We start from the raw sequence: 20071 nt of genomic DNA, 5'->3' as shown, positions 1-20071 counted from the left end.
GCCTACACAGTCTCTTATGCTTATTTTGTTAACTTTGTCAAGTTCATATTATACCAAATTAGATGAGCTTACCCTGAAACTATATTGCCCACATTCAACTCACCGAGGCGCTTCAAAATACTCAGCACACTGTACAAATCATTCCCCGGATTGAACATAGAAAACCAGCGAGAAAAAGCGTACTGCGGTGTTTCCCGCTTAACTAACTTGACAAACAGAAAATTAGAGCCATTCATTAACAATCCGTAAGTAGGTCGAGCGCTATTCAGATTAGCTAACATATAAGCTAGTAACTGCGGAATCCCGACCTCCAAAGAAAACGCCGCTTTCTTAGATTCAATAACTACTACCCAAAACTCCTGAAACAAAGCCAAAACATCCAACTGTCCCTTCACAATTACTCCCTCATCTTCGTCCACAATTTCTACAGATTTTTCTGAAGTAACATGAAAAGGAGCCAGATAAAAATCCGCTAAATCCAAAAAAGGAGACAGCACAACCATTTTGACTGTATTTTCTAGAAGTGGCGGATGTTTGAGCAAATTCCTGTAACTTGCCTTCACTCTGTCCAGCCGCTGTTTTTCATAATCGCTGATTTCTGCCAAATCATCTTGCCACTCGCGAAAGAATTGGTCATCTTCAACCCACTCAATTTTGAAGTGGGTTTCCAAATCATTCAGTGCAATATTTCTAGCTTGAATTGTTTGTACCATCGTTTTACACTAAGTTTAAAGTCTATACAGATTGTGTTGTAAGGTGGGCGTTGCCACCTTACAAATGGATTGTTAGCCTAATTACTGCCTCTATTAACTCTTGCTTTCCAACGCATCAACTCTCTTTTCCAGTTCTAGTATCCTCTGAATCATGGGTACACCTTCGACAGAATCTAGATGTTTAGCTAGGGCGCTAACTATGACATCAGTTTGAGATATGCCCGTTTGCTGAACATATCTTTTGAGCTTGCTAAAAAGACTAGGAGGAACTCTAACAGCTATTTGAGATTTTTTACTCGGAGGTAGACCCCTGAGTTTGGGTTCTACACTTAATGGTTCCACTGCTTCTAGTGGGTGATTTACTTTGTAAACTTCAAAGTCTTTTTCTCTAATTGTGAAAATGCGTCTGTTAAAATACTCGTGATTTCCTTCTGTAAAAGTAGGGGGAGCACCATCTTTTAATTCTGCAGATCCCAACAGGATTTGACCTTCTTGCTGGAGTTCTAAAAGACGTTCTTTAGAGACCCCTTTTCTGCTACAAAAATCTACTTCGCTCTCTCGCACCCAAGGCATTTTACTGATTTCTTCCTCTTCTACAAGCCAGACAATTTTAGCTTCGTGTACTAACGTCTCGTCTCTGACAAAACTGCCCATAATTTTTACCTCTATGTGGATGATAACCAAATTATAGCACGCATGGCGAATATGGCAATGCCATAACCCAACTACGCCAAAAATAACTCAGAGCATCTCCGCACCCCTCGCCTCACCTTCCCCAGTTCCCAAAAAAATGTAACGACTTGTAAAGTATAATTAAACCGAAGCGAACACAGAGGCCAAGTAGTATCAAATGCGAGTTGCGATCGCCGGAGCCGGCTTAGCAGGACTTTCCTGCGCTAAATATCTTACCGACGCGGGCCACACCCCCATCCTCCTAGAAAGTCGGGACGTACTCGGCGGCAAAGTAGCCGCCTGGAAAGATGCGGACGGCGACTGGTACGAAACCGGCCTCCACATCTTCTTCGGCGCATACCCGAATATGCTCCAACTCTTCAAAGAACTTGACATTGAAGACCGGCTGCAATGGAAAGAACACAGCATGATTTTCAATCAGCCGGAAACCCCCGGAACCTATTCCCGCTTTGACTTTCCCGACCTTCCGGCTCCCTTCAACGGCGTCGCAGCCATCTTGAGCAACAACGATATGCTCACCTGGCCCGAAAAAATCCGCTTCGGTATAGGTTTGATTCCGGCGATGCTTCAGGGTCAAAACTATGTCGAAGAAATGGACAAATACTCGTTTTCCGACTGGCTCAAAAAGCAAAACATCCCCCCCAGAGTCGAAAAAGAAGTATTCATCGCCATGTCCAAGGCGCTCAACTTCATCGACCCCCACGAAATCTCTGCAACCATACTGCTGACAGCCCTCAACCGCTTCTTGCAAGAGAAAAACGGCTCGAAAATGGCCTTTTTAGACGGTTCCCCCACAGAAAGGTTGTGTCAGCCGATGGTAGACTACATAACTGAGCGCGGCGGCGAAGTACGGCTGAATGCACCCATCAAAGAGTTTTTGCTCAACGATGACAACACGGTGCGCGGCTTCCACATTCGGGGAGTAAAAGGGGCAGAGTCAGAAATTCTGACGGCTGATATTTACGTTTCCGCGATGCCGGTTGACCCGCTCAAGTTGATGATGCCGAAACCTTGGGGCGAAATGGATTATTTCAAACAGCTCGAAGGCTTGGAGGGAGTACCCGTCATTAATGTACACTTGTGGTTCGATCGCAAATTAACTGACATCGACCATTTGCTGTTCTCGCGATCGCCCTTGCTGAGCGTCTACGCCGACATGAGCAACACCTGCCGCGAATATGCCAACCCAGACAAATCCATGCTGGAACTGGTTTTAGCACCGGCAAAAGACTGGATAGGCAAGTCTGACGAAGATATCGTCGCAGCCACAATGGTCGAGTTAGAAAAACTCTTTCCCGATCAAATCCCAGAACCAGCCAAACTGCTCAAATATCACGTAGTCAAAACCCCACGTTCCGTCTACAAAGCTACTCCCGGACGCCAGCAGTGCCGTCCCACACAAACAACTCCCATTAGCAATTTCTATCTAACGGGGGATTATACGATGCAGCGTTATCTTGCGAGTATGGAAGGTGCCGTGCTTTCTGGTAAGCTGACAGCGCAGGCTATTTCAACGGCCAATAACCAATGAAAAATTAAGAATTTTTCATAAAGACGTAAAAAATCTCCCGTTTTCTAAACGGGGGAAAATCAGTTCTAATCTTTAAATTTCTTATTCTCGGATGCTGCAACTGTCAAAACTCCAGTGCATGAGAACTCTGGCTTCTGTGGATGACTCTTACGAACTGTGCCGCCAAGTCACGGCGAGTTATGCCAAAAATTTTTATTTAGGCACTCAACTCATGCCCGAAGCCAAGCGTCGGGCGATTTGGGCGATTTACGTCTGGTGCCGCCGCACCGACGAACTCGTAGACGGGCCGGGTTCTGATGCAACGACCCCTGAAACCCTCAATCTGTGGGAAAAACGCCTAGAATCTGTGTTTGCCGGCCATCCTCACGACGACTACGACGTAGCTTTGGTGGATACGCTGTCTCGTTTCCCGATCGACATTCAGCCGTTTCGAGAGATGATTGCGGGCCAGCAAATGGACTTGTACCGCAGCCGCTACGAAACTTTTGAAGAGCTCAATCTTTACTGTTATCGAGTAGCGGGTACTGTAGGGCTGATGTCGATGTCTGTCATGGGTGTAGGCGAATCGAGCTCCGCTGCTAACTGGAATTGGCACTGGGGGAATAGAATTCCCAAAGAAGAAGCGATAGCCCTGGGTATTGCCAAGCAGTTGACTAATATTCTGCGCGATGTCGGAGAAGACGCCCGCCGCGGCCGCATTTACATACCCTTAGAAGACTTAGCCTTGTTTAACTACACCGAAGAAGATTTATTCAACGGTGTAATTGACAACCGCTGGCGGGAATTGATGCGGTTTCAAATTCAGCGAGCTCGCAAATTATACGCCAGCGCCGAACCGGGAATTAAAGTGCTCAGTCCCGATATCCGCTGGACAGTTTGGGCGGCTACAATGCTGTACAGCAGGATCTTAAATGCGATCGAACGCAATCAGTACGATGTTTTCCAGAAGCGGGCTTATGTTAGCAATTCTCAGAAACTGCTGTGTCTCCCCGCCGCTTGGATGAAGTCAAAAGTGCTTTAGCCGCAGGCAATTGTGCTGACGATTCGGCAACGGGTAAGGGGTATTTGTCAAGTTACAAATTATATGATGTCCAGCAAATTGCATATGAGGTTTGTGGGGATGCGCTAGTGCCGTGTCCCTAGATTTGGTGTGTTAATTTAAGTCAACTTAGTGGAGTAGCTGGCGGAATTTGCAATTGGGCGATGGAACTTTCCAACAATTGCTTTTCCTGCTGGAGTTTTGCTTCTAAATTTTGAATTTGTTCTCGGCGGGCTTCAACTTCAATCAAGCGGCGAGACAATTCTTGACTCTGCAAAGTGAGAGATTGCCGCCAATCTTCGGCTTTCTGGGCTTCTTGCTGCAAAAAATCGGGAGTAAAGCCTGTTGTTAAATATTTCTCAACTAATTGTAGTACCCAGTTTGTAGCTGGTTGAATATTTACAACCTGGTTATTTTCGCCAATATCTGCTAATACTAGCATCCCTTCATTTAAAACATTAGTTGCAGAGTTAATTGGATTTTGAGCAAAATCTTTCGGTAATGTCAAGAAACTTTCTTCACTAAGAATAGCCCAAGTATCATCAGAATTTTGGCAAGCCAGCAGTTGCAGACTTATCTCGCCTAAAATTTCCTGATTTTGTACTTGGGCTAAATATAACATGAGGGTAATTAGTGATTGGTAATTAGTAATTGGGTATTAATTATTGGTTATTAGTTATTGGTTATTAGTTATTTGTATATCTCGCTTGTAGCCGAGACTCGATCCCCCTAAATCCCCCTTAAGAAGGGGGACTTTGATCGCTTTTGTCCCCCCCTTTTTAAGGGGGGTTAGGGGGGATCGAGAGGATTGTGACTCCGATAGAAGACCGATACTACCTTGACTGTACAATTTAGATGCGCCTCAACTTAGCAGTTAACAGTCAACAGTCAACTATTAAAACACCTTTAGCCGATCGCGCAAAATCTCCGCTTGTTTTTCGGCTTCCGCCAAAGCATCCCTCGCCCCCTGAACCACATCAGGAGTAGCCTTATCCACAAACTTCTGATTAGTCAAGCGCGCCGCAGTATGCTTAATTTCAGCTTCCACCTTGCTCAACTTCTTCTCTAATTTAGCACGCAAAGCCGCCAAATCCACCACCCCAGCCAGAGGAATCAATACTTGCACAGTACCGACAACCCCAGCAATTGTCTGTCCCAAATCTGCATCCAAATTAGCAGTAACTGTCAGATTCTCGACTTTTGCCAAATCCTGAATGTAAACGCCTCCATCTGAGATGATTTGGCGTTCTTTCTCGCTTTCGCTTTGCAAAATCGCCGTCACCTTCACACTGGGTTTGATATCAGCATCTGCCCGCAAATTGCGAACTGTGCGAATTGTACCGAACAACAACTCAAACTGCTGTTCTAATTCAGCATCAATGAGCGAGATATCCGCTTCAGGATAAGCTTGCAAAGCCAAACATTGATCGTCACCTGTTTGAGTCAGAGTGTGCCAAATCTCCTCAGTAATGTGCGGCATAAAAGGATGCAGCAGTTTCAGAATACCCTCCAACACAAAAGCAAAAGTTTGCTGTGCCACTTTCTTAGAATTTGGTTCAGCATCTTGTTGCAAGCGAGATTTGACTAACTCAATATACCAGTCGCAAAAATCGCCCCAAATAAACTCATAAAGTCCCTTCGCCGCTTCCCCCAAACCGTAACTTTCCAAACAATTGCGGCTTTCTTGCACAACTTGATAATAGCGAGAAAGAATCCAGCGATCGCACAATTCCAAACCAGCTTCCACAGAAGGACTTCCCAACTGCTGCGGCGTCTGTCCCTCCAAATTCATCATCACAAACCTGGCCGCATTCCACAACTTATTCGTGAAGTTCCGCGAAGCTTCCACCGATTTCGATTCATCAGTTTTGCGATCGTACTCCATGCGAATATTTTGACCGGCCCCAACCACTTCCTTAACCAAGGTGTAGCGCAAAGCATCAGTACCGTACTTGCCAATCAACAGCAGCGGATCGATACCGTTATTTTTACTCTTAGACATTTTTTGACCGTTTTCATCCAACACCAAACCGTGAATGTAAACAGTATCAAAAGGCATCTTTCCAGTAAAATGTCCTGCCATCATTGTCATTCTAGCAACCCAGAAAAAGATGATATCAAAACCCGTAACCAAAGTAGTTGTCGGATAGTAAAACTCCAAATCTTTAGTTTCGTCCGGCCATCCCAAAGTTGAGAAAGGCCACAACCCGGACGAAAACCAAGTATCCAATACGTCTGGATCTCTGGCTAGCTGCACGTCATTACCAAATTTAGCTGTAGCTTTTTCCTTAGCTTCAGCTTCTGTTTTCGCAACTATAAAAGGTGTTGTATCAGTAATTTCTCCTTGGGTTTCGCTAACAGCATACCAAGCCGGGATTTGGTGTCCCCACCACAATTGTCTGGAGATACACCAATCCTTTAGCTTCACCAACCAATCGCGATAAACCTTTGTCCATCTGTCAGGAAAAAAGACTGGTGAGTTACTTTTATCTAATGCTTCTAAAGCGCGTTGAGAAAGAGGGTCTATCTTCACAAACCATTGAGTAGATAGCAACGGTTCGACCGGAACTTTGCCGCGTTCGCTGTAGGGAACTGTATGCTTATAATCTTCTATTTTAACCAAAACACCGTCATTTTCTAACCGCTGCACCACATTTTTTCGGGCAACAAATCGGTCTTGTCCTTGGAACTCTCCGGCATTTTCATTTAAAGTGCCGTCCTTATTCATGATGTTAATAAACGGCAAATTGTGACGCTTACCCATCTCGAAGTCATTCGGATCGTGGGCGGGTGTCACCTTGACACAACCAGTTCCGAAAGTCGGATCGACAAACTCATCAGCAATGATTGGGATTTCGCGATTGACGATCGGCAAAGTGACAGTTTTACCGATAAGATGCTTGTAGCGATCGTCCTGTGGATTCACAGCCACCCCAGTATCGCCCAACATCGTTTCCGGCCGAGTCGTCGCTACCTCCAAATAACCAGAACCGTCCGTCAAAGGATAGCGGAAATGCCACAAATGGCCTTCAACTTCCTGCTGGTCTACCTCCAAATCCGACACAGCAGACTGACTCGCCGGACACCAATTCACCAAGTAATTGCCGCGATAAATCAGCCCCTCATCGTACAGACGGACAAACGCTTCTAAAACCGCAGCGGATAAGCCTTCATCCATCGTAAAGCGTTCGCGCGACCAATCAACAGACACGCCCAAACTGCGTAATTGATTAGTAATAGTATTGCCCGATTCAGCTTTCCACTCCCAGGCCCGTTCCAAGAATTTTTCTCTGCCTAAATCGTGGCGAGTTTTGCCTTCTGCTTTGAGTTGCTTTTCGAGAATAGTTTGAACTGCGATGCTAGCATGATCCGTTCCCGGCAACCACAGGGTATTGCGTCCAGTCATGCGGTGATAGCGGACGAGGACATCAATCAGCGTCTCTTCAAAAGCGTGTCCCATGTGGAGACTGCCGGTGACGTTGGGCGGCGGGATGACTACGCAGTAAGGTTCGCCGCCTTTTTCGGGGTCAGCTTTGAAGGTTTGGTTGTCTTCCCAGTATTTTTGCCACTTGGCTTCGGTGGCTTGGGGGTCGTATTGGGGGGGTAGGTTTGCGGTCATGGTGGCTTGAGAGTTTGATCTTATTTAAGATTGTGCCACAGGAGAGGGAGGAGAAGAGTTTTGAACCGCAGAGGGCGCAGAGGGAAGAGTTTTGGGAGGGTTTGAGATTATGATTGTGATGATTGGTTTGAGAAGAGGAGAGAAGAGAGTTGGAAGATGATCTGAATGAGTTGACTTATGCTGTGATTGGGGCAGCAATGGAGGTTCATAAGGAGTTGGGGCCGGGGTTTTTGGAAGCGGTATATGAGAATTCGTTGCGTGAAGAACTCTCGCGCCGGGGAATTCCTTTTCAACCTCAACCTACAGTAAATGTAACTTATAAAGGTGTTGTGGTTGGGGAAGGCAGATACGATATGCTGGTTGCCAACACCATCGTTGTTGAATTAAAGTCAGTCCAAACTATACTTCCTATCCATGAGGCTCAAGTTATATCATATCTGAAAATGACTGGTTATCCTCTCGGTCTTCTCATTAACTTTAACGTCCGCTTTTTAAAAGAAGGAATCCGCCGCCTCATCCTCTCCTAAATAAACCTCTCATCCCTCTCCTCTCTGCGCCCTCTGCGCCCTCTGTGGTTAAATCCTCTTAATATCTTTAATTATTTCACCTCCTTATAATCCACCCCATAACTCGTATCTCTCCCCGACAAATACGTAGTTTTCCCGGTTAAAGTCTCCAGAGTTTTTTTCGTTTCAGCCGAAGTAATCGAATTCAGAGGTACGCCGAACTTGCTAGCCAAGGCAGCCGCCACGCCCACACCTTGTCCTTGATAAATATTCACCGTCGCAATTCGCCCGACGGATACAGCCATACCGACATAACCGGACGATCGCCCGACAATGGCTAAATTCTTGACTTTGCTAGCCAAAGCGCTTTCTATCCCGAAATTATAGACGGGCAGCGGCGGAATTCTCGCAGATAAATTCTTGACTCCGCCCCGCATATCGAAATCGTAGGAAAAACTGCCGATCGACTTTTCGGGCACTGTTCCTCCTTTGATAATCTCCTTCCCCGTCAGCGGATCTATCACATCGCGAACGTTCAAAGTTTGCCTGATATAAATCTCGTCTGGAAGAAATACTCTCACATCTTTACCAGACTTCTTTTGTAGCCAGTGTTGGAGATGTGACATTTCTTTAATCATTTCAGGAGTCGGTTTTCTGCCGTTAGCTTCCATCTTCATGATTTGGTGAACTTGGTATTTAAACAAAAACCCGTTCCAGGAGAGTACATTTTTGTTATAAACGCAGACATTGCCCTTATCGAAAAAGAATCCTTTATTTTGACTAAAGGGCAGATTTCTGTCTATGTGATACGCTGCGCCTATGGCTACGCTTCTGATATCGTAGCCGTCTGTATATGGCTGATAAATCGTACTCCAGAAATTCCTCATCCAGAATTTCGTACTGGCAGGATCTTTAGATTTCATAATGCTTTCTTTAATCTTTTTTACCAAAGGCCGATTGTAGAGGATTTCATCTTCTATGCTGCGGAATTCGGACATCGTTATACCTGTAATTCTCGGAACTACAGAGACTGCTAAAGTTTCATTTTTGGATTTTATATTTTGAGATTCATATCCTGTATAATAAGATAATCCGGCTTTTCTAGCCAATTCAGCATCTTGAGTTACGTCAATAAAAGAGTTGGCTTTAATTTTTAGAGTGCTGCCTTTTACTTCGGCATATTCAATTTTTTTATCTACGACGCGGGGAGTAAGAGTTGAGTTGGAAATAACTTTGATTCCGGCTGCTGAAAGCATCTGTTTGAGAGCTCTATCTGCCTTTTTTGGGTCTAAGCAAGATTCGGGCGCATCCGCTTTATCTAAGAATTCCTTAAAACATTGCGCGTAAGGTTGGCGATACCAACCGGGGATTTTATCTACATCGATGTAAGCTAAACCGCCGCGGGTGAGTAAGCCGCCCAAAGGAGCACTTCCGTAGTTCGATCGCACGATCGCAACTTTGCCCTTTGCGCCTAAAGTTTTCTTAGCCCATATCGCCGCACATATCCCCGGTACTTCATCACCATATACTACTACATCAAACTTTTGCTCCGGTAATTTTTTGCGAACTACCGGAGGCGGGCTGCTGGATTTTTGCTGCTGAGTTCCAGCGTCTAAGGTAGCACTTGCTGGGTCTCTATTTGCGATATAATTTTCTATCTCTCTGAAAGCCGGATAATTAAGTAAAAGTTTTAGGGCGGCAAAGATGATTGCAATTGAAGCTAATTTCTTAAAAGTAGAGAGCATTCAGTTGACTCGTTTGTAAATTTGCATTACCTGAAAGCGTAGTTCAGGGTTGACGGAATTGAATATAGCACGTTTAGATAATTTCAACACAAGTTTAACTTTTCCGGGAAGCGTGGTAAACCAATCTTCTCAACCCAAACCTGGTGATGCTGTTCTTGGCAGCCAAAATGCTACAATTACATCAATCACAAATTGAAGCATAAAAACATGACTTTTAAGGCGGTTTTAAATCTTGTTAAGCACTTGTCTCTAGCCGAAAAGTTACGATTGATTAAGTAGATAGTTCCTGAAATAGAACGAGAATTAGTTGTTCGGTCCGTTCCCCGCAAATCGTTGTGGGGTTTATGTGCTGAGTTGGGAATTGCACCTTCTGCCACTGATATAGATGAAGCTCGCAGCGAAGAATGGGGGAATTTCCCAACGGAGGATTTCTAATGCTGGGTGCTGTAGCTGATACTCATGCTGTGATCTGGTATATATTTGCCGAGAAAGCGACTTTAGGTGACTGCTAGAACGACAATAGAACAGATAGCTGCCGAGGGAAATCAGGTGGCTTTTTCATCAATTACATTAGCAGAAATTGTCTATCTGAGCGAGAGAGGGCGGATTAATTCAACTACTCTCGATCTATTATTGAGAGAAGTTGAGAGCGATGATGCCTTATTGGTTGAAATTCCTTTCGATCGCAATATAGCTTTGACTTTAAGGCAACTTGACCGATCGCAAATTCCCGATATACCCGATCGCATTATTGCTGCTACTGCTTTGTATCTTAATGTACCCGTTATTAGTCGCGATCGCCGGATTCAATTATCTAGTATAGACACAATTTGGTAAATCTGAGTCACTCGGCGCAAGTTTAAATTTTCCGGGAACTGTTGTTAGCGGTTTTGCCAGTGTTACTGGTTTGGCAGGGCTATTGATGAGAGTAAGGATGGGGAGTGCGATCGCCTCTCAGATATCTGGTGTCGGGAAGGGCGATCGGCTACAATAATTTAAGAACAACAATTGATTCACCTTAAACATACAGAAAAAATGGAAAAAGTTTTTGTACATCCTGAATGCCCTTTTTCAGTAAACACATTTAAGCTATTGGCTGAATTTTATAAAAACCCCAGCTCAGATTTTTACATGGCACACAAAAGAGATTTCTTAAAATATGTAGAAGAGCCATTGAACTATATTTCCCGTCAGGTGGAAGATCGGTTGCCTAATTTTATCAAAAAAATTATAAGTATCAAGTGGGAGCAACTTGGCTCGTCGATAGTTGAAACAGAAGGTCTACCATCAATAGCTTACAGTATATCTTTTGGTTATGAAGATATCGATTATAGAAACCATGATTACTTAATGCTAAGATTTGACAACCAAGGCTTAACTTTTGGTTGGTGTGCAGAATTTCACAACATCTCTCATCTGATAGGGAATTATGAGAACTATCATAGGACTTACCCACGTGCAATTGAGAGCATGAAACGTTATAACCTTCCCAATCAATATCATTGCTATTTAACCAATCAACGAACTCGTCTTATTCATTCCAAGGGGGGACTTAAATATCGTAGGATAATAATGTTCCCTCAAAAATGTATTCCTGAATTATTAGAAAGTATTATTTCAGCTAACGAACAACATGCAGCATTGAAAAAATATAGAATTAGTAATATTCAGGTTGCTAGAGCGCTTGGAGCAAAAAAAGTATTAGGATATTCTGCCAAACAGTTAATTCACATAATATCCCACACTTTTAAAAAAGTATTTCCATTGTTTTTTATGTTTTCCACTCTGCAGACGGAGAATGATTCATCTGTACCTAACATTCAATATTTTCGAGCCTATGAAAAAGAATTTAATCAAGAGTATCCTATCAAAGAAATTTCTGAAATAACAGGTTTTCAAACATCTGAACTCAACCGCTGGATACGCACCATTAACCGCAAGCAACAAGCGATTATCCAAGGCCCGCCCGGAACCGGAAAAACCTTCCTCGCTCAAAAACTAGCCCAAAACTTAATCGGCAGCGGTGACGGTTTTTCAGACATTATTCAATTTCATCCAGCTTATACTTATGAAGACTTTATTCAAGGCATCCGTCCCCAAAGTCAAAAGGGGGAATTAACTTATCCCATAGTTCCCGGTAGATTCCTAGAATTTTGCGAAAAAGCCGAAGCCTGTGAAGACACTTGCGTTCTCATTATTGATGAAATTAATCGCGCAAATTTATCTCAGGTATTTGGAGAGTTAATGTATTTGCTTGATGACCGCGTTCGCACTGTTAAACTAGCCAGCGGTACACCATTTAAAATTCCTACAAATGTCCGCATTATAGGCACAATGAACACCGCAGACCGTTCTATTGCCTTAGTCGATAACGCACTCCGCCGCCGCTTCGCCTTCATTCCCGTTTATCCTAATTATGAAGTGCTGCGACAGTATCACCACAGAGAGAAAACAGGTTTCCCAGTGGATAAATTAACTAGCATTCTAGAAGATGTCAATCGCGCAATTAACAACAAACACTATGAACTAGGCATCTCCTTCTTTTTGACAAAAACCTTAGCTGAAGATATCGAAGATATTTGGCAAATGGAAATTGAGCCATACCTCGAAGAATACTTCTTTGATAATCAGGCAAAAATGGATGAGTTTCTCTGGGATAAAATCAAATCTCAATTCAGCAATTGATAATCTAACGCTACCATTATTACCACAAACACGGCGTTACAGCATCTATGAAACGAGAATCACCTCAAATCATCGAACTCACAGAATATAAATCCGAAAGGTTTGAACAAGATTTTCTCCCCAAATCAGTCGCACAAAAAATATACCAGAATTATGACAAGGAAATCGATATAGAATTTCCAACCCCTAAAACAAAAGATAAATGGGAATTAAAATCTAAAGGCAGAGTGGGCAACATTCCCATCACTCCAGAATTTCACATCGCCATCCGCCCAAAGGTTCCCATAAACAACCTCTTCGGAATGATTGACTATGCTTACAACCTTAAGATAAAATTTCCCCAAGGCTCGATTCAGTGCCAATCTTTAGAAGAAAGTTACGAGAGATTAGCTAACATTCTTGCCCAAAAAATTATAGAACGCTGTCGCAAAGGATTATATCGCGATTACTTATCGAAAACAGAAAGACTCGCCTACATTCGCGGTCGCGTCGATTTGCGGTCAGCCCTGCAAAAACCTTGGGATGTTAAACTAAAATGCCACTACAACGAACAAACAGGCGATATCGAAGACAATCAAATACTCGCTTGGACACTCTTCATCATTGGCCGCAGCGGTTTGTGCAGTGAATCTGTTTCATCCACTGTGCGAAAAGCCTTTCACGCACTCCAAGGATTTGTTACATTAAAACCTTTTAAATCTGAAGCTTGTATTGATAGAAATTATCACCGTTTGAATCAAGATTATCAACTTTTACACGCCTTATGTCGATTCTTTTTAGATAACACAGGGCCTAGTCACGAAAGTGGCGATCGCGAAATGCTCCCTTTTCTCATAGACATGGCTAATTTATATGAACAATTTGTCGCTGAATGGCTCAAAGCAAATACACCAAAAGGCTTTTTTGTCAAACAACAACACCGAGTCACCCATGACCAAAACTATTTCGATCGGATTGACTTACTGCTGTGCGATATTGCAACAAAAAAAGTCCAATACGTCCTAGACACAAAATACAAAGCTCCCAATAAAGTAGACAGTGATGACCGTCATCAAATAGTTGCTTACGCAAATGCCTTAAATTGCCAAAATGCAATTCTCGTCTACCCGCAAAACCTCAAACAGCCACTAGATATAAAAAATGACGATATTCGAGTTCGCAGTCTAACTTTTTCCCTAAATAGCGACCTCAATGAAGCCGGAAAAACCTTCTTAACCTCTCTACTTCCAAACACCCTCCCCTAACTCTACTCTGCGCCCTCTGCGCCCTCTGCGGTTCATTTATCCACAAAAAAAGAGGCGCAATTGCGCCTCCCAAATCTTTCATGTCTGCGTTTTAAACACTAACAGCCACTTTCGCTTCTTTTGCAGTCAACTTCTCGTAAGTCGCCCGCATCTTCAATCCGACTAACACTTGGAACAAACCAGTACCATTGTTGGAACCAGGATATTCGCGGTGCTGGAGCAACAGGTGAGTTAACTCGCCTTCATACTTCGTCGAAGTCTTGCTCAAATGGCTTTCGATGTAAATAACTTCTTCGAGATTCTCGAATTGACCATCTACTTCCAAAATCGAGACTTCGTGACCGTAGAAAGCATCGGGCCCGTAGTACATCTTAATTCCGGGATAGGAACAAGTCAGCTTGCGGCCGCAAGGAACCCAGTTAATTGTTGAACCTTCGTCAAACAAATACGCAGGCTCAAAATTGGCGATGCCTTCGCGCTGGATCATCTGCACGCGCAGAACCTTCCGCTCTTTGTCATCTTTGATCAAGTTGGTCGGCAACACTTGAATTACCACATCAGCATATTGCTTTTGCGGGTCAATGTAGGCGGTAAAATCGGGTTTGCGAGCATTGATCGCAAACAGCACGTCTTCGTAACGGTGGCCCCGTTCCGCCATGTCGCGCTGGATTTTCCAAGCAATTTTTACCTCGTCGCTGATGTCGAGGTAGACGCTGAAGTCGAGGAGCGATCGAACTCGCTCGTCGTACAGCGGATGCAGCCCCTCAATCACAATCACGTGATTCGGCTCTACCCTTTCGGGCGGGTCGATCATACCGGTTTCGTGGTTGTAGATCGGCTTGTCGATCGCGTGACCTTCTTTGAGCGCCTTCATTTGCTCGGCCATCAGGTCAAAATTGTTCGCTCTGGGGTCAAGGGCAGTAATCCCTGTTTCCTTGCGCTGCTTGCGATCGAGACTGTGATAGTCGTCGAGGCAGATTACAGTCACGAAATCTTCCCCGAATAAATCTGTCAATCGGCGTAAAAAAGTAGATTTTCCGCATCCGGAATCTCCGGCAACGCCAATTAAAACCACGCGATCCGGCTTACTGGTCATAGTTTCCCTCTAACAAAATCACTGTTTACTAACTAACTCAAGTCTAGATTCCACAAAATTTCAGCCCGCAGGTAGCCGCAAGCAGGCTTTGTGCTGCTTTGCTACCCCGAGAGGATCGAGTTCTCACCAGCATACAGCAGTGAGTTGACTGCCTGCCCGGAAAGACCCAAGCAATCTTCAAGGCAAGTAATTAATACTAACTTTAGCGGTTAATCTTACCAGAATGCGTCCGCCCCCTACAAGCTCAACCTCATTAAACTGCTCGAATCTTCCTTTCTCTGGTGGGGCGCTCCCCAAATCAGAAGGACTTATCGGGGCAGATCCCCCGATCGGGTAAAATATTGGCAGTACGCAGACAACAATAGCTATAGGTCAACAGCCGAACGCATTAGGGCTCGGTGAGCGCGGCGTTCGGCTAGTAGGGATTTGATACGCGAGCGATCGCAACTTCAACCTTCCCGCCGGCGTGGCGAGGCCCAAAAATTGGCGCGGCCAATTAGTCCCGATGGCCTTAAGAAAAAAGTAAATTGAGTCTAACGTCACATTCTCTTTCTTTATAACTCTGTATCGTGAAGGAAAATCAACCAATGTACAGCCCAAGCATATCTGGTGTGGCGGCCAACTCAGAATCAGGCAGCCGCATCTTTGTTTACGAAGTGGAGGGTATGCGTCAGAGCCAAGCAACTGACCAAATAAGTAACCCGATTCGCCGTAGCGGCAGCGTATTTATCTCCGTGCCGTACGATCGCATGAATCAGGAAATGCGTAGAATTGCTCGCATGGGTGGAAGAATTGTCAGCATCCGCCCCTCAAACAGCGCTCCCGAAACAAATGGCAAAGTCGCACCAGAAGCAGGGCTACAGAGTCAGAAATCTGGAGAAGAAACTAAGCCCATGACTCAAGCCAAGGAAAAAGTTCAGGTTCCTGTTAACCTCTACAAGCCGGCCAATCCCTATATTGGTAAGTGCATTTCTACAGAAGAATTGGTCAAAGAAGGCGGCGAGGGTACAGTCCGTCACGTCAAATTTGACATTTCTGGAGGCAATTTGCACTATCTCGAAGGTCAAAGTATCGGGATTATTCCCGATGGTACGGATAAAAACGGCAAGCCTCACAAAATTCGGCTGTATTCGATCGCCTCCACCCGTCACGGAGACGATGTAGACGACAAAACAGTCTCTCTGTGCGTCCGCCGCCTAGAGTACAAAAGCCCAGAAACCGGCGAAAAAGTCTTTGGTGTTTGTTCAACTTTTCTCACCGGTTTGCAACCTGGAGATGATGTCAAAATCACCGGCCCCGTAGGCAAAGAAATGCTGTTGCCCGACGACGAGGAAGCCACCGTGATTATGATGGGTACCGGTACGGGTATTGCTCCTTTCCGGGCTTATTTGTGGCGGATGTTTAAAGAAAACAACCCCGATTACAAATTCAGAGGTTTAGCTTGGTTGTTCTTTGGAGTTGCTTACACTCCCAACATTCTTTATAAGGAAGAGTTGGAGCAATTGCAGCGCGAGTTCCCCGATAATTTCCGCTTGACTTATGCAATTAGCCGCGAGCAAAAGAATGCTGACGGCGGCAAGATGTACATTCAAAACCGGATTCAAGAGAACGCAGACCAATTGTGGGAATTGGTTCAAAAGCCGAATACTCACACTTATATCTGCGGTTTGAAGGGTATGGAAGGCGGAATTGATGAGGGAATGTCGGCCGCGGCTGGCAAGTACGGCGTTGACTGGGCTGCCTATCAAAAACAGTTGAAGAAAGAGCACCGTTGGCACGTTGAAACTTATTAATGTGTTACCTGATTTAATCTGATTTGTAGGGTGGGCTGGGCTCGCCCTACAATTTTTGAAGCAGTTTTGAGTCTTGAGGGGCTGGTTCACCCAATACAAGTGTAGAATATACAGTAAGCTCACCGAAAAAGGGAGATAACTGACATGGTTATAACTTCTACCCAAAAACTAACCTTTGAAGAATATCTGAACTATCAGGGAGAATCAGGTGTTTGTTATGAATTATATCGGGGCAATCTGATCGAAATGCCAACACCTACAGCAATACATATCAAGATTTGTGAATTTTTAGTTTATCAGTTCCGGCGCTTCTTTGCAGCACACAACCTACCGATAGTTGCAATTGTGACTACCGCAGTCCGAACTGAGGAAAACTCTTCTCGCATTCCTGATGTGGTGATTTGCACTCATAGTCTGTGGGAACAAGTCTGCGCGCAACCTGGTTCCGCAGTGCTAGATTTTGAAGAAAAACCGCTGTTAGTTATCGAAGTTACCAGTCAAAATTGGCGGGACGACTACATTCGCAAACGGGCAGAATATGACTTAATTGATATCCCTGAATATTGGATTGTAGACCCAAATCAACCGAAAATACGAGTATGCAGTCGCCCGGAAAATGAAGGCAGTTATTCTCATCAGGAATTTTTGCCGGGACAGCAAGTTCAGTCTGTACAGTTCGCTGAATTTATTTTATCGGTTAATGAAGTGTTATGTCCGCCCCTAGTTGAAGATTTAATTCGAGAAGAACAAGCACAGCTACAGCAACTAGAACAGCAAAATCAGCAACTAGAACAGCAAGTTAATGCCCAAAGGCAGCGGGCCGAAAGATTGGCGCAGCGGCTGCGAGAAATGGGGATAGAGATGGATACAGAACTTTAAATGGCCATGTAAAATCTGGATTAATTAGTCATGTAGATCCCGGACTTTTTTAAGAAGTCGGGTCTCTGGGTATTCAGTGAAGCCGCGGTTATCATACAATGATTCTAGATGAAGTGAGTTTCAACGGGTCAAAGTCGTGGCTTTCAAAATTGGTTTGCTAGGTTTGGGTACAGTTGGCGCGGGAACAGCAGAGATTTTGCTCTCCCCAGACGGCCGCCATCCGCTGTTGCAGGAATTGGAAATCTATCGGGTGGGAGTGCGCGATATTTCTCGAACTCGGTCTTTACAATTGCCAGAAAATGTGCTGACAACTGACCTAGAAGCGATCGCAACTGACCCGGAAATTGATATTGTAGTAGAACTGATTGGCGGATTGGAACCGGCGCGATCGCTCATTCTGCAAGCTATTGCCAGCGGCAAGCACGTCGTCACTGCCAACAAAGCAGTTATCGCCCGCTACGGTAATGAAATCTTCGAGGCCGCCAACAAAAAAGGCGTTTACGTAATGCTAGAAGCTGCTGTCGGCGGCGGCATTCCAGTCATTCAAAGCCTCAAACAATCTTTAGGTGCAAACCGCATTCAAACTGTCACCGGCATCGTCAACGGCACAACTAATTACATCCTGACGCGGATGCAAACAGAAGGCGCAGACTTTGCCGAAGTGCTCGCCGACGCTCAGCAATTAGGTTATGCTGAAGCTGACCCCACAGCAGATGTAGATGGATTAGATGCTGCCGATAAAATTGCTATCTTAGCCTCGCTAGCTTTTGGCGGACGCATCAAATTAGCAGATGTTCACTGCGAAGGTATCCGAAAAGTTAGTGCGGCTGATATTGACTACGCCGACAAGCTGGGATTTGTGATTAAATTGTTGGCTATTGCTCAAGAAACATCCCACTACAATGGCAAGCAAGCGGAGGCAGAAAGCGAACTGCTGTCAATTCGAGTGCATCCTACTTTTGTTCCCAAAACTCATCCGCTGGCGAGTGTTAACGGGGTTTACAATGCAATTTTAGTCGAAGGAGAGCCGATCGGGCAATTGATGCTGTACGGGCGCGGCGCGGGTGCGGGCCCCACAGCTAGCGCCGTAGTATCCGACATCATGAATGTGGCGGCTATCCTGAAAACCGAAACTGTTCCGATTCCCCATCCTTTGCTGAGTTGCAGTCACCAACACTACTGCAAAATTGCTCCGATGCAGGAACTTGTTACTCGCTTTTACGCCCGTTTTCTGACGCGCGATACTCCGGGCGTAATTGGCAAACTCGGCACTTGTTTCGGCAATCACAAAGTTAGTTTGGAATCAATTGTGCAGACGGGGATTCACGACGATTTAGCAGAAATTGTCGTCGTGACTCACGATGTTAGGGAAGGTAATTTTCAACAAGCACTGGATGAAATTCGCGCGATGGAAGCAGTCCATAGTATTGCTAGCACGTTGCGAGTTTTGTAAAAATGATTTGCTAGGGCGGGTTTCACATACAATATTTGCCAATCATTGACAATCTCTAAAACCCGCCCTCTAACTCACCCAACGGTAAATGTAATGTAGATTTTTGCCCTTTGATACAAGTAAAAGTTAATTTAGATTATTCGTCGTTGTGCCGTGGCGGGTTTATGTAGATTTTTGGTACTTATTAAATATTGTTGGTAAAACCGGCGGCTACCAGATAATGAAAGGAACAAAATTCGATTTTGTCGATGGCAAAACGGGAAGGCACTTGCTAGATTCCCTGTATGAAAAGTTTGCCAAACCCCAACTGCACGATACTTTTAAACCCAATAATCCTTCAATTTACATTCGGCACGAGGAAGGGCAAGTTATTGATGGAAATTACATCATAAAAAAAGTGTTTGAAGACTCTCGGACGGGTTTTTATGCTGAAAGTCGCCTCCCCATTTCTGGCAATAATCCGCCTGTTTTAGTAATTCGCGGATACGGTTCTTGGTATCCTTTCGAGCGCGTTTTGGAAGATACGCCCGATGTATTTATGGCAAAACTAGAACGCCAGTTAAAATCGGCGCAAACTGTGGGTGCTATTGATTGGATAAAGCAGCAATTTCACAGCGGGAATCCGCCCGATGTCATCGGAGAAAGTTTGGGCGGCAAAGTTGCTCAGCAAATAGCAGCAAAATACCCGGATTATATTAGATCTACTGTAATTTTTAATTCTTTGGGCGTTTCGGAAAAGTTAGCTAAAACTTCCACGGCTAACAATGTTTTTCACTACTTTACTTTAGGCGAAAGGTATGCTTTCTGGGCAAATGAAGGCGATTACATACCGGGAACGATTTTAGTGATTTCCCAGAAAGGCAACAACTGTTGTTATAAAATCGAAGAGGCGATCGTCCGAATGGCGCGTTTTGAAGGCAAGTTTCTCAAAAGACGCGCGATTGTGGCAATATTGGCTCAGTTGCTTTTGCTAAACAGACACAATGCGATCGTCCTCAACAAGCGACGGCCAGTAATCGTTCAGATCGATCGCACTCAATTGCAAAGTTTCCGAAAAAAGCGCTTTGTTTAAACT

Annotated in this window: 16 protein-coding genes; 10 read left to right on the top strand and 6 right to left on the bottom strand. The window is 44.6% G+C overall.

Annotated features, from left to right (window positions below):
- Positions 1-68: 68 nt before the first annotated feature.
- The gene (locus QUA77_RS22390) at positions 69-713 is read right to left on the bottom strand and encodes a restriction endonuclease subunit R (protein ID WP_333452580.1); all 645 of its coding nucleotides are present in this window, start codon (positions 711-713) and stop codon (positions 69-71) included.
- Positions 714-806: 93 nt separating this feature from the next.
- Entirely contained in the window at positions 807-1367 is a 561-nt protein-coding gene (locus tag QUA77_RS22385; protein ID WP_333452578.1) for a DUF6009 family protein, read from the bottom strand.
- A gap of 196 nt (positions 1368-1563) precedes the next feature.
- Between QUA77_RS22385 and pds the strand changes: the two genes are divergently transcribed.
- Complete coding sequence (gene pds / locus QUA77_RS22380) at positions 1564-2937, top strand: 15-cis-phytoene desaturase (protein ID WP_333452575.1); 1374 nt, start codon at positions 1564-1566, stop codon at positions 2935-2937.
- Between the two features lie 91 nt (positions 2938-3028).
- Complete coding sequence (gene crtB, locus QUA77_RS22375; RefSeq protein WP_333060155.1) at positions 3029-3958, top strand: 15-cis-phytoene synthase CrtB; 930 nt, start codon at positions 3029-3031, stop codon at positions 3956-3958.
- 142 nt (positions 3959-4100) lie between these two features.
- Here the strand turns inward: crtB and QUA77_RS22370 are convergent, their stop codons facing one another.
- Positions 4101-4598, bottom strand: a complete 498-nt coding sequence (locus tag QUA77_RS22370; protein WP_333452573.1) for a hypothetical protein — start codon at positions 4596-4598, stop codon at positions 4101-4103.
- Positions 4599-4871: 273 nt separating this feature from the next.
- On the bottom strand, positions 4872-7595 hold the full coding sequence (locus QUA77_RS22365; RefSeq protein WP_333452571.1) for a valine--tRNA ligase: 2724 nt from the start codon (positions 7593-7595) through the stop codon (positions 4872-4874).
- Between the two features lie 149 nt (positions 7596-7744).
- On the opposite strand from QUA77_RS22365, the gene QUA77_RS22360 reads away from it, so the two are divergent.
- A complete protein-coding gene (locus tag QUA77_RS22360; RefSeq protein ID WP_333146910.1) occupies positions 7745-8122 on the top strand; it encodes a GxxExxY protein in 378 nt (125 codons plus the stop codon).
- A 71-nt stretch (positions 8123-8193) separates the two neighbouring features.
- On the opposite strand, the gene QUA77_RS22355 is transcribed toward QUA77_RS22360, so the two are convergent.
- On the bottom strand, positions 8194-9846 hold the full coding sequence (locus QUA77_RS22355) for an FAD-dependent oxidoreductase (RefSeq protein ID WP_333452569.1): 1653 nt from the start codon (positions 9844-9846) through the stop codon (positions 8194-8196).
- 501 nt (positions 9847-10347) lie between these two features.
- On the opposite strand from QUA77_RS22355, the gene QUA77_RS22350 reads away from it, so the two are divergent.
- From QUA77_RS22350 to QUA77_RS22340, 3 genes are all read left to right on the top strand, one after another.
- Positions 10348-10683: a PIN domain-containing protein gene (locus QUA77_RS22350; RefSeq protein ID WP_333077167.1), complete on the top strand. Its 336-nt coding sequence runs from the start codon at positions 10348-10350 to the stop codon at positions 10681-10683.
- Between the two features lie 198 nt (positions 10684-10881).
- Entirely contained in the window at positions 10882-12531 is a 1650-nt protein-coding gene (locus tag QUA77_RS22345) for an AAA family ATPase (RefSeq protein WP_333452567.1), read from the top strand.
- A 47-nt stretch (positions 12532-12578) separates the two neighbouring features.
- Complete coding sequence (locus QUA77_RS22340) at positions 12579-13775, top strand: 5-methylcytosine restriction system specificity protein McrC (protein WP_333452565.1); 1197 nt, start codon at positions 12579-12581, stop codon at positions 13773-13775.
- A gap of 91 nt (positions 13776-13866) precedes the next feature.
- On the opposite strand, the gene QUA77_RS22335 is transcribed toward QUA77_RS22340, so the two are convergent.
- Positions 13867-14871 (bottom strand): phosphoribulokinase, encoded by a 1005-nt coding sequence (locus QUA77_RS22335; RefSeq protein WP_015179263.1) that lies wholly within the window; start codon positions 14869-14871, stop codon positions 13867-13869.
- Between the two features lie 587 nt (positions 14872-15458).
- Here QUA77_RS22335 and petH point away from each other — a divergent pair.
- From petH to QUA77_RS22315, 4 genes are all read left to right on the top strand, one after another.
- A complete protein-coding gene (gene petH / locus QUA77_RS22330) occupies positions 15459-16664 on the top strand; it encodes a ferredoxin--NADP reductase (RefSeq protein ID WP_333452564.1) in 1206 nt (401 codons plus the stop codon).
- A gap of 144 nt (positions 16665-16808) precedes the next feature.
- On the top strand, positions 16809-17543 hold the full coding sequence (locus QUA77_RS22325) for a Uma2 family endonuclease (protein ID WP_333452562.1): 735 nt from the start codon (positions 16809-16811) through the stop codon (positions 17541-17543).
- A 136-nt stretch (positions 17544-17679) separates the two neighbouring features.
- Positions 17680-18996, top strand: a complete 1317-nt coding sequence (locus tag QUA77_RS22320) for a homoserine dehydrogenase (protein ID WP_333452560.1) — start codon at positions 17680-17682, stop codon at positions 18994-18996.
- Between the two features lie 220 nt (positions 18997-19216).
- The gene (locus tag QUA77_RS22315) at positions 19217-20068 is read left to right on the top strand and encodes a hypothetical protein (protein ID WP_333452558.1); all 852 of its coding nucleotides are present in this window, start codon (positions 19217-19219) and stop codon (positions 20066-20068) included.
- Positions 20069-20071: the final 3 nt, after the last annotated feature.

It is taken from the genome of Microcoleus sp. K5-D4, assembly GCF_036704575.1.
Classification (GTDB): Bacteria; Cyanobacteriota; Cyanobacteriia; order Cyanobacteriales; family Microcoleaceae; genus Microcoleus.
Note: the sequence above shows the minus strand (reverse complement) of the source record. Positions and strands in the feature narration are given on the sequence as shown.

Coding starts and splice junctions, on each gene's coding strand:
- QUA77_RS22390 (WP_333452580.1), bottom strand. CDS start 713: ATGGTACAAACAATTCAAGCTAGAAATATTGCACTGAATGATTTGGAA.
- QUA77_RS22385 (WP_333452578.1), bottom strand. CDS start 1,367: ATGGGCAGTTTTGTCAGAGACGAGACGTTAGTACACGAAGCTAAAATT.
- pds (WP_333452575.1), top strand. CDS start 1,564: ATGCGAGTTGCGATCGCCGGAGCCGGCTTAGCAGGACTTTCCTGCGCT.
- crtB (WP_333060155.1), top strand. CDS start 3,029: ATGCTGCAACTGTCAAAACTCCAGTGCATGAGAACTCTGGCTTCTGTG.
- QUA77_RS22370 (WP_333452573.1), bottom strand. CDS start 4,598: ATGTTATATTTAGCCCAAGTACAAAATCAGGAAATTTTAGGCGAGATA.
- QUA77_RS22365 (WP_333452571.1), bottom strand. CDS start 7,595: ATGACCGCAAACCTACCCCCCCAATACGACCCCCAAGCCACCGAAGCC.
- QUA77_RS22355 (WP_333452569.1), bottom strand. CDS start 9,846: ATGCTCTCTACTTTTAAGAAATTAGCTTCAATTGCAATCATCTTTGCC.
- QUA77_RS22345 (WP_333452567.1), top strand. CDS start 10,882: ATGGAAAAAGTTTTTGTACATCCTGAATGCCCTTTTTCAGTAAACACA.
- QUA77_RS22340 (WP_333452565.1), top strand. CDS start 12,579: ATGAAACGAGAATCACCTCAAATCATCGAACTCACAGAATATAAATCC.
- QUA77_RS22335 (WP_015179263.1), bottom strand. CDS start 14,871: ATGACCAGTAAGCCGGATCGCGTGGTTTTAATTGGCGTTGCCGGAGAT.
- petH (WP_333452564.1), top strand. CDS start 15,459: ATGTACAGCCCAAGCATATCTGGTGTGGCGGCCAACTCAGAATCAGGC.
- QUA77_RS22325 (WP_333452562.1), top strand. CDS start 16,809: ATGGTTATAACTTCTACCCAAAAACTAACCTTTGAAGAATATCTGAAC.
- QUA77_RS22315 (WP_333452558.1), top strand. CDS start 19,217: ATGAAAGGAACAAAATTCGATTTTGTCGATGGCAAAACGGGAAGGCAC.